This window comes from Bacteroidales bacterium, from assembly GCA_035299085.1.
Classification (GTDB): domain Bacteria; phylum Bacteroidota; class Bacteroidia; order Bacteroidales; family UBA10428; genus UBA5072.
On record DATGXG010000041.1, the window covers coordinates 81,561 to 95,665 of the forward strand.

At 43.9% G+C, this 14,105-nt stretch carries 7 protein-coding genes; 1 reads left to right on the forward strand and 6 read right to left on the reverse strand.

The window, feature by feature from the left end; all coding sequences use genetic code 11:
* Positions 1-8: 8 nt before the first annotated feature.
* The 5 genes from VK179_13495 to VK179_13515 all read right to left on the reverse strand — a co-directional run bounded on the left by VK179_13495 (position 9) and on the right by VK179_13515 (position 12,064).
* Complete coding sequence (locus VK179_13495; protein ID HLO59756.1) at positions 9-4,232, reverse strand: putative Ig domain-containing protein; 4,224 nt, start codon at positions 4,230-4,232, stop codon at positions 9-11.
* A gap of 151 nt (positions 4,233-4,383) precedes the next feature.
* Positions 4,384-5,856: an NADPH-dependent glutamate synthase gene (gene gltA, locus VK179_13500; protein ID HLO59757.1), complete on the reverse strand. Its 1,473-nt coding sequence runs from the start codon at positions 5,854-5,856 to the stop codon at positions 4,384-4,386.
* Between the two features lie 18 nt (positions 5,857-5,874).
* A complete protein-coding gene (locus VK179_13505) occupies positions 5,875-6,696 on the reverse strand; it encodes a sulfide/dihydroorotate dehydrogenase-like FAD/NAD-binding protein (protein ID HLO59758.1) in 822 nt (273 codons plus the stop codon).
* 123 nt (positions 6,697-6,819) lie between these two features.
* Positions 6,820-8,343 (reverse strand): glycosyl hydrolase, encoded by a 1,524-nt coding sequence (locus tag VK179_13510; protein ID HLO59759.1) that lies wholly within the window; start codon positions 8,341-8,343, stop codon positions 6,820-6,822.
* Between the two features lie 55 nt (positions 8,344-8,398).
* On the reverse strand, positions 8,399-12,064 hold the full coding sequence (locus VK179_13515; GenBank protein HLO59760.1) for a discoidin domain-containing protein: 3,666 nt from the start codon (positions 12,062-12,064) through the stop codon (positions 8,399-8,401).
* Positions 12,065-12,264: 200 nt separating this feature from the next.
* Between VK179_13515 and VK179_13520 the strand changes: the two genes are divergently transcribed.
* The gene (locus tag VK179_13520; GenBank protein HLO59761.1) at positions 12,265-13,518 is read left to right on the forward strand and encodes a hypothetical protein; all 1,254 of its coding nucleotides are present in this window, start codon (positions 12,265-12,267) and stop codon (positions 13,516-13,518) included.
* 1 nt (position 13,519) lies between these two features.
* Here VK179_13520 and VK179_13525 read toward each other — a convergent pair whose 3' ends face one another.
* Positions 13,520-14,029 carry a hypothetical protein gene (locus VK179_13525; GenBank protein ID HLO59762.1) on the reverse strand — a complete coding sequence of 170 codons (510 nt, stop codon included), beginning with the start codon at positions 14,027-14,029 and terminating at the stop codon, positions 13,520-13,522.
* Positions 14,030-14,105: the final 76 nt, after the last annotated feature.

Consider the following 14,105-nt stretch of genomic DNA (forward strand, 5'->3'; position numbering starts at 1 on the left):
TTAATAACCTATCTGGCAATCATGAAACGCTGTATCTCGTTCATTTTGTTGTTGCGGATATGACAGAGATACATGCCGGGATTGATACCCTGAACATTTATAGTCGTGACGTCGGTATGTGCAGCTACCTTGCCGGTGTATACAACCGAGCCTGTCGTGCTAATAATTTCAATCATTGTTTCTTCAGAAAGGTTGTTGAACCGGATATTGACTACATCACTTGCTGGTGAAGGATATAATCCGGTAACCACGTCGCTGACTTCATCTACAGGAGTGGAAGGACTTACAGTTATTGTAAATGAAAGGTCCACGGATGCACTTCCATCAGAAACCCTTAAAGTCACCAAATTGGCACCTGCATCAGAATTCTGGGGTACACCTGAAAGGATACCTGTTCCCGGGTCAAATGACAACCAACCTGGTATCAGAATAGCTGTTTTGGTCAGACTCTGGCTTTCAACATCGGTTGCAGCAAATATGTATGCATACAATGTACCGGCTGTAACACTGAGTGAAGGCTGATTGGTAACAACCGGCTGGTCGTTCACAGCAACAACAGTCACAGTAACTCCATGAACAGCACTGTTATTATCGAGATCGCTTGCAATCACATTCACTGTAAGTTGTCCATTGAAATTTGCTGAAGGCGTTACGATGTTACCGGTATGGGTATAATTCGATCCATCCTGAACTGCGATTGTAATATCGGATGAAGGATTATCCGGATCTGTGATCGTAAGGTCTTCCTTAAGAATAGTTATGCTCTCATCTTCATTAACTGAAAGAGCGCTCTGACCGGTAATTGAAGGAGGTTCATTTCCTGAAGAAACAACAGAAACAATCATGCCGTAGCTTGAACCTGAAGAGGAAAGGTCATTGGCAACCACATTCACAGTAAGCTGACCGGTGTAATTATTTGCCGGAGTTACCACATTTCCGCTGAATGTATAATTGCTGCCTGACTGAACCGTAATGCTGATATCTGAAGCATTGTTATCGACATCTGAAATGGTCAGATAGGATTTAAGAATGTTGATGCTTCCATTCTTGTTCACCTCAACTGAGGACTGGCCTGTAATAACCGGGGCATCGTTAACCGGGTTAACAGTTACTGCCATCTGGTATGTCTGGCTGTTGGCAGCAAGATCATGGGCAACTACATTTACATTGAGTTGACCATTGAAGTTGGTTGCAGGAGTAACCGTATTGCCACTGAAAGTATAATTGGTACCGGCTGAAACCGAGATGGTGATATCGGATGAAGGATTATCAGGATCCGAAATGGTTAGGTCATCTTTCAGAACAGTAAATGAATTATCCTCATTCACACTCTTGGTGCTTTGTCCTGTAATCACAGGAACATCATTCACATTGTTCACCGTAAGCGTATAATTCTCGTGGATGGTGGTAGTGCCGTCGGAAATCCGGATATCAATTGAATTGGATCCTACATTGGCATCATCGGGTGTTCCGGTGATTGTTGCCGTTTTCGATCCGGCAGTCCATGCAAAGGTAAGCCATGCAGGCAAAGTCATTTTGGTCATTGTGATTACATCACCGGCATCCACATCGGTTACAGTAAGTGTATAAGAATATGGTGAGCCTTCATTTACAGTGGTTGCATGAGTTGATGTAATAACCGGGGCATCGTTTACGTTAACCACAACAATCCTGAAAATCTGGTCACGACTCATGGTTCCGTCAGTGACGCGAAGGATCACGTCGTTTTCACCTACATTTGAATTGGTAGGAGTGCCTGAAAGCGAGCAATTCTTACTTCCGGCAACATAGGAGAATGATAACCATGCCGGTTTGGCAACCGTACTTATTGAAAGTACATCACCGGCATCAGGATCACTTACTGTGGCGTTATATGTGTATGGTGAATCTTCATTTATACTGGTTGACGGGTCAGTGGTAAAATAAGGAGCGTTGTCCGTACCACGGCAATGACCAGAAGGTATACCGTCATTATAGAAAGTAGCTACTTCTGATTCGCCAAGTGCCCTGTCATAGGTTGCGATTTCATCAATTGTTCCGATGAAATGCATTTCATCGGCGGCACCTTTCATATAGCCAATTGTAACAGCCAATGGATTGTCGGCTTTAAATGAATGGACATAGCTGTAGGAAGCATAGTTTTCCTTCACCCCGTCAACGTAGATCACATTCTGATCGGCATCACCGTCTCTTACGGCTACGATATGGTGCCATACACCATCGGTAATAACTGAAGTACCGGATAAAACGCGATTGGGACCGCCGTTATCCCTGAGTTCAAATGTAGCATGGCCGCTTGCATCTGTTCCCACATACCAGCGGGCTGCTCCTGTATAATCGGTCCTGTTCCTTGCAACCATAACCATTGCAGAAGTATTGGAAGTTTTAATCCATCCTTCAAAAGAGAAGCTACCTGAAGGAAGCCAGTCGAATTCGGTTCCGTTATCCGGAATATCAATACCTGTATTGGCGCCGAAAAGCTGAGCCTGGTCGATTATACCGGTTGTGGAGGTTGGCGAATTGGTTGCTGTGGCGTTGTGCTCATCATAGAAATCAGCGTAGCCAGGTCCGGCAGCTTCATCGAGTCGGTGGAGTGAAATAATTCCGTCAGGGCAATTCGTAGGCTCAACTACTGAAATGGTATAAGGCTGACTGTATGATGGATTAATGCCGTTATCGGCTACTACTTCCACATCAAAATCTCCCAATGCCGAAGGAACCCATGTAATAAGTCCGGTAGCTGAATTGATTGTCATACCTGCCGGTTTCTGTGTCAGTGAATAGGTCATACCGATGCTGGTACCGCTAGCCTGTGCATGATAATAATAGGTAACATTCACAAATGCGGAAGTCACAGGAGAAGTTGTTATAGTCGGTGGTACTCCGCTCACTGTTATCGTGAACGGCTGATCAGCAGCAGGATCAATACCGTTGCTGGCATGGACCAATACATCAAAATCACCGGCGGTATTAGGTGTCCAGGAAATCAATCCTGTGGTGCTGTTTATTGTCATGCCGTCCGGTTTGGTAATAAGTGAATAGGTCATTCCTAACTGAGTGCCGCTGGCATGTGCCGTATACTGGTAAAGTTCACCAAGGCCGGCTGTTGTGACCGGCGTGGATATGAATGCAGGATTTGAACCGGTTACAGTAATTGTAAAAGATTGTGTAGCATCCGGATTCACACCGTTTGATGCTTTAACAGCAACATTGAAGCTTCCGACAGATGAAGGGGTCCATGTAATCAGACCGGTTGAGGAATTGATAGCCATTCCTGAAGGAGCTGTTGTTAATGAATAAGTTATGGAAGATGGCGTTCCTGTTGCGTTTACATCATAAGAATAAGCCTCACCGACCACAGCATTGGTTACCTGTGTTGAAATGATAGAAGGAGCTACGTTAGCAACAGAGCAAATACCCACACCGACAAGTCCATTATCATAGATAGCCTCTATTTCACTTGAACTAAGAGCTCTGTTGAAAAAAGCAACTTCATCCAGGTCACCTTTATAAAAGAAATTCCGGACACCATTAAGATCCAATGAACCGAAATGCCATGGTTGGGTGTCTCCAAAACTTCCTGAAAAAACGACTCCGGTTCTCTCGCCGTTGCCGATTTGCTTTTCTTTGTCAATGTACATCCACATTGCATGGTTGGCATAATCGTAAACAAGAGCCACATGATGCCATTCGGCGTCATCATAGCTACCGGGAGTTTCAGGATCGTATCCGTGACCGGCATTATCCCTGATAACGAAACTTATATGACCTGAACCATTGCATCCCGAAAGGATGACGCCACCATAATTTCCCCAGGCCCAGTCGCCTTTGCTTATCATAACATGATCCTGGTAGCCAAGTTGCATATCAGTCTCCTCAAGCCCGAACCTGCACCAGTATGATATTGTAAAACTGGCATTTGTCGGAGGGTTTAAAGCCGAAGAAACAGGAACTGTTGCATATTCCCAAGTTGTATAAGCAGTTTCCGATTCATTGCAGGTATAGGAAAACCTTTGACTGTTACCGATTATTCCGCTTACCGGACCTGTAGTTGAATTTCTCGTGGCATCGTGACCATTGACTTCTTCATTAAGATTGGTCCCGGCGGTTTCATCCATTTTCCAGTATCCTACCAGGCCGGCAGGACAAGTTTGTGCAGACACTCCAAGAGAACCGGCACAAAACAGAATAAGTAAAAGAGCAGATCTGATAAGATTTGTTGATAGTTTCATGACAGAGTAAATTTGATTCATAATTTGTAAACGGCGTAAATGAGTAATAAGTTACAACAGAACAATAAATTGCAATATTGCCGTAAATATAACGACCGGATTATTACAACTGTGGATAATTTGATAAAAGGAAGGAATTCTTAGGTAAACATCATGATTTTCCCGAAAGATATTCATGAATGCCTTGTGCAGCGCGTCTTCCGTCACCCATTGCAAGAATAACCGTTGCTCCGCCGCGCACAATGTCGCCGCCAGCGTACATTCCATCAATACTTGAAAGCATATGGCTGTCATCAACCAGGATAGTTCCGTGGCGACTGACTTTTAAAGAAGGCAAACTCTGAGGAATAAGGGGATTGGGTGATACACCCACACTGACTATGACCATATCGGCTTCGATTTCATACTCTGATCCCGGAACAGGTACCGGCTTTCTACGGCCGGATTCATCCGGCTCGGAAAGGTCCATTCGCTGCAATTTTATCCGATTGACATGACCGGTTTCATCTGCAAAATATTCAACAGGCGTGTGGAGATTCAAAAACTCAATGCCTTCTTCGATGGCATGCCTGATTTCTTCTTTACGGGCTGGCATCTCGTTAAACGACCTGCGGTAAATGATCATCGCTTTTTCAGCCCCCAGTCGTTTTGCCGTGCGAACTGAATCCATAGCTGTATTACCGCCGCCGATGACCGCTACTTTTTTACCCATGAACACAGGAGTATCAAATCCTTTACGGGCAGCTCCCATAAGATTCACCCGTGTAAGATATTCATTCGAAGAAAGAACGCCGTTAAAATTTTCACCCGGAATATTCATGAAATTAGGCAATCCGGCTCCACTGCCTATAAAGAAAGCCCGGAAGCCATCATTTTTCAGATCATCAAAAGAAATTGTTCTTCCGGCAATAATATTTTTCATGAAGGTAACCCCCATTAATTTAAGGGTTTCAATTTCCTTGTCGATAATTGTGTTTGGCAGGCGGAACTCCGGAATTCCGTATTTAAGCACTCCGCCAAACTCATGTAGGGCTTCGAAAACAGTGACCTCATAACCCATTTTTGCAAGGTCGCCTGCTGCAGCCAGGCCCGCGGGACCGGAACCAATTACTGCCACCTTTATTCCGTTGGATTCAGCTTTTAATGGTTGACTTACATTTTCCGATTCACGGGCGTAATCGGCAACAAATCGTTCAAGATAACCAATGGCAACTGCCTCCTTATTCAGTTTGTCAGCAAGCATGCAGCGGGCTTCACATTGCGTTTCCTGCGGACAAACACGGCCGCACACAGAGGGAAATGCATTATCCTTTTTAATTGTTTCGGCCGCTTTAATAAAATCACCGGCTTCAACGTACTTGATAAAACCGGGTATATCTACGTTTACCGGACAACCCTTGATGCACTGGGGATCAGGACAATCGAGACATCGTTTTGCCTCAACGAGAGCCATTTCCGCTGATATCCCCTGGTTGACTTCTACATTACTCCTGATTCTTTCAGAGGGTTCCACCTCGGGCATCCTGACTCTTTCAATCAGGGTCCGTTCTTTGGCAGTCATCGATTTTTTAAGATCCTTCCTCCACTGCTGATCTCTTGGCTTATCTTCGTTAGGTTGTGTCATAGGAAAATTCAGAAATCGTTATCCGGCAAGTTCATTTTTATAGTCTTCGGCTTCTTCCTTCCTGTAACCGCCGAGACGCATGAGTAATTCATCAAAATCTACCTGGTATGCATCGAATTCAGGGCCATCCACGCATACAAATTTTATCTTACCTCCCACGCTAACCCTGCATGCACCGCACATGCCCGTGCCGTCGACCATAATGGCATTAAGGCTGGCCATTGAAGGAATATTATATTTTTTAGCAACAAGGCTGGCATATTTCATCATAATGGCCGGACCGATAGTGACACATAAATCGACCGGCTGAGATTTAAACACTTCTTCCATGCCTGCCGTGATTAATCCCTTATTACCGTAACTACCATCGTCAGTCATGATAATGGTTTCATCGGAATGCTTGCGCATTTCATTCTCAAGAATCAGCAATTCCTTGTTTTTGGCTGCAAGGACACTGATAACCCGGTTCCCGGCATTATGAAAAGCTTCAGCAATAGGCAATAAGGGAGCAATTCCCACTCCGCCTCCAGCACACAAGACGGTGCCCAATTTTTCAATATGTGTCGGATTTCCCAGTGGTCCCACCACATCAGTCACCTCGTCACCCACATTGAGCGCAGCAACCTTATGGCTTGTCAGGCCTACTTTCTGCACAATCAGGGTTATCGTACCCTTTTTTGTATCCGCTTTGGCTATTGTAAGCGGAATCCGTTCCCCTTCCACACCGATTTTTATAATTACAAAATGCCCGGCTCTTCTTTTGGCAGCAATCAACGGTGATTCAATCTCAAGCTGAACGACATTGGGAGAAAGAAATTCCTTAGCAACAATATGGTTCATGAAAATTCAGATATTTGAGACGAAAATAATGGTTTTTGAACCAACTGATGTGAAAATCCTGAAAATACGAAATCCTCTTACGTATTTGACGTAATTAAGCAAATTTATAACAGAATGAATAGCTTATTCCAAATATTTCTTCGAAAATACAAGCGTCGTTTTCAGGGTTTCTCCCCTGTTGCCGGCAGACGTCTGTTCAATTGTAAGTGATTTTCCATCAGGCGATACATTCCAAACTTCAGTACTTTTAAATTCAACAACCTGTCCGGTACGGTGCACTTTTGCCAGGGCATTTACCGATAGTGATTTATTGTCTGAATTGAAAGTGGCAATGGATGTGCGTGTTAAATCACCTGTTTTTGTGCTCACAGGGGTACCGTCAAGCATAATCTCCTCATTTGATATCCGGTCATCGGCCCATTCAACAGCAAAGAATTTCTTCACCATAAGTTGCCCGGCATCCTTTGCAATAATCATCTTATAAGGGAGATCGGCTATTCCTCCATTTTGCGACATACTCTTATTTTCGTCAAGAATCCATTCACCGGCATAATTCACGTTAAAGAGATCCTGTAAAGGCAATGAAGGCAGTCCGCAGGTTTTCCTGTATTCTGCAGTTGCCTTGGCATATGAAGGATCTTCGTAGTATACCATGGTATTGCTCTGAACAAATTCCTTAAATTGTTGTCGGGATGTACTTCTTACAAATCCTGCCCATATCACCCAGGAGGCCCAGTTGGGCTGTGCTTTTAAAATCTCAAGAGATGGAGGATTTCCTACTTCTCCGAATAATATCGGCTTCCCGTGTGACAGAGCCATGAGGCTGTCGTAATAAGCCTTGTTAAAATCAGAGCCATAGACATCCAGTGAAAGAATATCCAGAAATTTATCACCCGGATAGAAATTGGAAAACTTACGGATGGGTGTGGTGGGTCTGTCCACATTCCATACCCATACAAGATTATTAAGCTTATGATAGTTCACAAGCCGGTCATACAACTGGCGATATAAATCGGAAGTGCTGTACTCTCCCACTCTTCCGCCCCACCAGAACCAGTCGCCGTTCATTTCATGATACGGTCTCCAGAGGACAGGTACATGTGCATCCTGAAGCATTCTCAGGTAATGGGCAATTGTATCAACCTGTGAAGCCCAATGGTTATAAATAGCTGTTCCGGGAGTCAGAAGGTCCCTGAACTGGTAGTCGGGAAGCCTGCCCTGGACGCTTTCAAGAGAATCGGCAGAAACTTTTCTTCGTGGCTGGAATGTTACCGGTTCATTGGCTGTAGGAGGCACAGCATGCCAGCACAACGTGATTATCGAACCTTTTTTGTGCTGACGGATGGCTTCCCTTACAATATCAGGCCGTGCCAGGTACGAATCATAATCTCCGTCCTTCGCAAATCCCATGTCCGAGCTCCAGATCACCGGTGTTTGTCCTTCATATTTAGCCGCAAAACGCGTGTTCTGATCCTTTGTGTTGGGGTAATTATGCTGACCTGTCAGTGTGTACTTTCCTGAAATCTGGTAGTATAAATGTATCAATGCCTTTGCTTCCGGTGTAGCATCCGGATTGCATGGTTCAAACTTCTGTCCCGAAACAGAGAATGGAATAACCAGTAATAGAAACAATCCAAACCTTATCATATTTGTCAATTTAACTATGTGAAACAACTTTGAAACAACATGAAACAACATCGAACTAATTACTCAAATTAAACCCACTCAGAACAACAACAGGCTTGTCACCACGGGCATCCGACGTTTTCATTCTCATGGTTATGATCTTTTTCTCACCGGGCATAAGAGATATATAATTATCACTGAAGAATACAGGAAGAATTCTCTCTCCCCTGCTCTTGCCGATTACTTTAAGGCGAATCATGAGAGCCGGAATATCTGCAGTGTTTTCAATCGTTGTTGACAGAATATAAGAATCTTCTGATTTTTTAACAGTAGTACTGCTTTTAACATTAACCTGCTGAAGCTGGCTCAGTGCCTTGTAAACTCCGTCTTCAATCCCCCGCCAATAAAAGTTTTCAGAAATCATCCTGTCACCCTGCTTCAGGGTAAGCCTTATAAAATGTACAGGCGACAAAGTTGACGGGAATTCAAGCTTAAATACCTTATCTGTTGCGTCTTCTTTGCTATTTACAGTAGCCTCTTTTTCCCACTGAACCTTACCGTCCATATTAAACACCTGGGCCCTGGCAGTAAGTCCTTCCTGATCTTTTGCATTGAGGTTAACCACTTCAACTTCGTCGTAAACCCGGTTCCATTGTATGTGAAGAGGTTCCGATGCTTTTTTGCATCCGAAATAGGCAGCGGTAGGATCAAAATAATAATCATAGGTCTGCCATACCATTGAAGGCCATGCCGAATGGCTCATCCACAAAAGCAAGCCCATCCGGTACTGGCTTCTGCCTTCGAACATAGCGCGATAACCGTCATAATTTATCCATTGGGCAATTTCACAGAACTGCTCGGCATTTTCAGGTTTGCCGAACCCTTTTTCAAGCAATTCATTGAACGACCCTGCGGATTGAGCTCCTTCAAGTGTGTAATCATGTAATCCCCACATGCTGTTTTGCGGCCATAAAGCCGAATCAGGCAGCATCTGCCGCAGGCTTTCGAAGTTCATCACATTCGGCATTCCGCGCTCACTGTGCAGTTTATTACGGCCATACAAAAGATAGTAATCCTTTACCGGTAAAGCACGGTATGGTCCGCCACCGCTGACAGCACCTGAAGCAGAGTTAGGAATGTAATGAATACCGGGATGAAGACCCGCAATCAGTTTACTTAAAACCGTGTCAATGGCCGGAGGAGGATTTCCTTCGTTTCTTCCCACATATAAAGCTATCGATGGATGATTTCTTATCTTAAGGATCACGTCCTCAGAATTTTTATTGAACAGATCCGGATCATTCGGATCGGGACCGTCTGCAGGATTGGCAAGGCAGAAATCCTGCCATACCATGATACCATACTTGTCGCATGCCCTGAAAAACTCATCATCGGCTGTTTGTGCAACCCAGTTGCGGATCATGGTAAAATTCATATCGGCATGATAGGCCACTGCGATATCATATTCACGTGAACGATAGCGAAGGTTTGATTCGGGAAATCCCCAGTTACCTCCCCTTGCAATAAACCGGCGTCCGTTGATGTAAATTTTGAGAGCCTGGTTATCCTCGGTATAACTCATTTCACGAATACCTGACATAAAATGTGTCTCATCCGATACTTTATCTTCTGTTTTAAAGGACAGTTGTACCTCATAGAGATTCTGCGGACCGTATCCTTTAGGCCACCATAATGCAGGGTTCTTAATTCTCAGTTCAGGATGGTTGGCAGGATCCAGCTTTAGAGTTTTAGATGCTGAAGCGCCGAGCGTAACCTTTTCTGTGAATTGAATATCACCGTAGCGGCCATCCAGTGTGCCGGAAACAGGTTCAGCATTATTGTTTTTAAGAGTGACTTCGAGATGTATATCGGCACTTGTTGTATCAGGCAGATTCAGATCGGAATACACAAAGGGATCCTGCAGGGTAACCGCTCCCGTTGAATTAATGAACACATCATTCCATATCCCTGTATTTCTTCCCCTGATTGTTGGAATCCAGTCCCACCCGATTGAGGCGTGATAAGTAGGGTTGTCAGCACCTAGTACACCACCGTTACGGCCGGGTGTAACACTGGTTTGCTCGGTAACTGCCCCGGGGTTGTCGTTTTTGTGTATCAGAACAGCTATTGAATTCTTTACTCCAGGTTTCAGCAGGTTGGTAATATCAAATCGTCCGTGGATAAAAGCACCTTCGATTTTGCCAGTATTTTGGCCGTTAACATAAACATCAGCCTTCCAGTTGATCCCGTCGAAATTTAACCAGGTATGCTGTCCTTTTAAGCTGTTAGGCACATCGAATTCATTTCGGTACCAGAAATCATCATAGAAGAAAGACTCTGAAATCTGAAGTTGGTTATCGCCGTAATCAGGATCCGGAATAGCACCTGCATTGAGGTAACTTACAAGTATGGTTCCCGGAACAGTGGCAACAAGCCAATCGGGGCATGCATAACCGGTATTTGAAATAGCTTCACCATTATCAGGAACAAGTGAAGAACGCTGAACTTTCCAGTTTCCACCAGCCAGGTCTAGTCGGCCATTTGAAACCGGCGGTTGCTTTTGTGGTTCAGGCACAAGACCGCCTTTACCCATCACTTCCATTTCACTCAGAATATAAGGACCGCCATCAGCTGATTTTTGCATCAATAGCCTTAAATAGCGTCCTTTTGTTTTATGATCAAATGGTATTTCATCAGTTTTATTGGTTCCCCCGGGTAATTCAGCAATATTTTTCCAGCTTCGGGCATCCGGAGAAACCTGCACTGATCCGGAAATAGCCTTGTTAACCCAGTGAAGCCTGATCGTATCGAATTCTGAGTAAGAACCAAGATCCACATATATCCATTCTGACTTTGAGCCTGCGCTCATCCATGCGCTTTTAAAGCGGCGAGAAGAGGTCATTTCAACAGGACTATTATTGTTGTAAAAATCAACATCGCCAATATGCCACGTTTTGCCGGATGTGGTGGAAAAATCAGCACGGTAGGCTTTATAAGCAACAGGTTTGATAAAATTGAAAGTTAAATTAAGATTTCTGGATGGCTCAGGAACTCCGAAATCGAAATGAAAGGAAGGTTTGGGTTCATTGGGATTTTTCGGCCCGAAAAAATCTTCAAAGGGGTCAATGGGTTTTCCGGTCGAATCTTTGGGTGGATTTTTCAAATATTCTGCATACGGATTCGGTACAGCAGTGCCCGGGAAACCGTTTCCCTTTAATTCACCAAGAACTTCCCATTTGGTCGCGTCATTAGACCCGGAAATCTTCAGGTTCCATGGACCGGCTTTCTTTTCATCATAAATCAAATCGCCGTTTACAACAATTCGGTTTATTGAATCGGGTGAATAACCCTGAAAATTCATCATGAACCATATAGCATTTCCATGAATTTCATTGGTTGAACCGGTAACATGATCCAGTACAAATTCCCTTTCATTCCGCGGAATTTCACCTTCATTGGTTGTCATTGAAATACTGGCAGGCTGATCTTCTGTAATAATTCCATCGGTAATTAATTGGGCCGTAAGGTTATAATCATACGCTGATGAATGCCAGGCCGGACGGTTTTTGGCAATATTCCGGTAGTTGTGATTATCAGGTTTAAGAACCGGGGCAAAATTTTCATGGGGATTGCCGGGGTAAATGCCGACACCCAGGGTTTTATCACGGCTGCCGCATCCGGGTAACAGGATTGTTACAGCAAGAATTAAACAAAATGTAACGAACAGGTGTTTTGTTTTCATACCTCAGGATTATTAAGAAACAACTCCGTGAAGGTATAAATTTTTACAATAAACCGACGAACCCTGTATTCCTGTCTAACTAACAACCCATAAATAGTGACAATTGTTACGAAATTATTAACTTCAAATTCTTAACATTATAAATAATTGCATTCATTTCTTTTCAATGCTTTTAACCTAACACTAAACACAGATCCAATATGAATTTTATCTCAGCCATTGCTGCGGTTAACACCATGCCGGCTATTATGGGCATCCGTCTTGAATTTATTCTGTTTGCTCTTACACTTATCGGAGTGGCCGTTTTCCATCACAAAACAATGTATGTAGCCCTGATCGGGCTTGCAGCCATACTTATTGCAAAATACGCATTTACCGACTTTTCGCTTGCAGGTCATATTCTGGGCAATGCTGTACGTCCTGAAGGAGAATGGAGAATTCTTCTCAATTTACTGGGACTCCTCTTTGGCTTTGCGATTCTTGCTGAAATTTTCAAGGAATCAAGGCTTCCGGATATCCTGCCCAATTATCTTCCGGACGACTGGAAAGGCGGATTTGTCCTTCTTTTCTTCATACTTGTACTTTCCTCATTCCTCGATAACATTGCTGCTGCAATGATCGGTGGGACAATTGCCATGGTGGTTTTCAAAGGTAAGGTACATATAGGTTTCCTTGCCGCCATTGTGGCTGCAAGCAATGCAGGCGGAGCAGGTAGTGTTGTGGGAGATACCACCACTACCCTGATGTGGATTGACGGAGTGAATCCGCTTGACGTAGTACACGCTTTTGTTGCATCGTTCGTTGCGCTTTTTATATTCGGAACCGTTGGAGCCATACAACAAGATCGTTATCAACCCATCATAAAAAGCGCAAGTAGCAATATAAAAGTGGACTGGGGCCGGATTTTTATAGTATTCCTGATCCTGGTGTGTGCCATTATCACCAACTGGACCCTTGATTTTCCGGCACTTGGAGTATGGATAGGAATTCTTATAGGAAGTACATTCCGGAAAATTCCCTGGTTTGAACTTAAGAATGCCTGGATGGGTACTGTTTTCCTTATGGCACTGGTTACCTGTGCTTCACTGATGCCTGTAGAGGATCTGCCGCCTGCTTCCGCATGGACAGCTTTTGTTTTAGGCTTTGTTTCAGCTGTTTTTGATAATATACCCCTCACTAAGCTTTGCCTCGAACAGGGAGGGTATGACTGGGGCGTACTTGCCTATACAGTTGGTTTCGGAGGATCCATGATCTGGTTCGGTTCTTCCGCCGGGGTGGCCCTGTCCAATTTGTATCCCGAAGCTAAAAACACGGTGAACTATGTAAAAAAAGGCTGGCATGTAACACTGGCCTACATTATTGGCTTTTTTGTATTAATTGGGATCATGGGATGGCACCCACATGCACCGCATAAGAAAAGCCACCAGACTGAGCAGGTTCAGCCCGCCGAATAATTTATGGTTTCATATTCAATGCATCGTTCATTCCGTTGATCACCCAAAGTGCTAATCCCAGGGTGGCACCTGCAGTTGTAACCAGGATGATGTTGCTCAGATAAGGTTTTGAATTTCTTATGTACATCATATTGATATCCGTAAATGGCACCTCTGTCATTTCTGTGGGATTGAAAACCAATGTGCGGTTATTTTCAACAATAGCCGCATATTTTATTCCGTCTTTCATTATATAGTCAATCACAGGACGGCTTTCATGTTTCAAAAAAATAATTGAATCCGGATTAAAATTCTGCAGCAGACTTTGCCTGATTCCGGTGACCTTTTCGTTTGCCATTATTCCCGGAAACTGTTCACTGAAATAAACCGTGTCAGATTTCAGAGTCTCCAGTAAGATCACACGGGCGTACCTTCGGTCTTCATATTTTTTAAAGTCTTCTCTTTTTGTAACATTCATGTACATGTTACATGAAGAGATCATCATCACCATTACGCCTAACAGTATTCTCATATTTACTCCTTTTCATAATTTTGAAAATTAAGAAATTGGCAGGAGTACTCATTCAACAAATGGTTGTCAGAATTTG

Bases quoted from the DNA above. Each gene is read 5' to 3' on its own strand.
- VK179_13495 (HLO59756.1), bottom strand. From the start codon at position 4,232: ATGAAACTATCAACAAATCTTATCAGATCTGCTCTTTTACTTATTCTG.
- gltA (HLO59757.1), bottom strand. From the start codon at position 5,856: ATGACACAACCTAACGAAGATAAGCCAAGAGATCAGCAGTGGAGGAAG.
- VK179_13505 (HLO59758.1), bottom strand. From the start codon at position 6,696: ATGAACCATATTGTTGCTAAGGAATTTCTTTCTCCCAATGTCGTTCAG.
- VK179_13510 (HLO59759.1), bottom strand. From the start codon at position 8,343: ATGATAAGGTTTGGATTGTTTCTATTACTGGTTATTCCATTCTCTGTT.
- VK179_13515 (HLO59760.1), bottom strand. From the start codon at position 12,064: ATGAAAACAAAACACCTGTTCGTTACATTTTGTTTAATTCTTGCTGTA.
- VK179_13520 (HLO59761.1), top strand. From the start codon at position 12,265: ATGAATTTTATCTCAGCCATTGCTGCGGTTAACACCATGCCGGCTATT.
- VK179_13525 (HLO59762.1), bottom strand. From the start codon at position 14,029: ATGAGAATACTGTTAGGCGTAATGGTGATGATGATCTCTTCATGTAAC.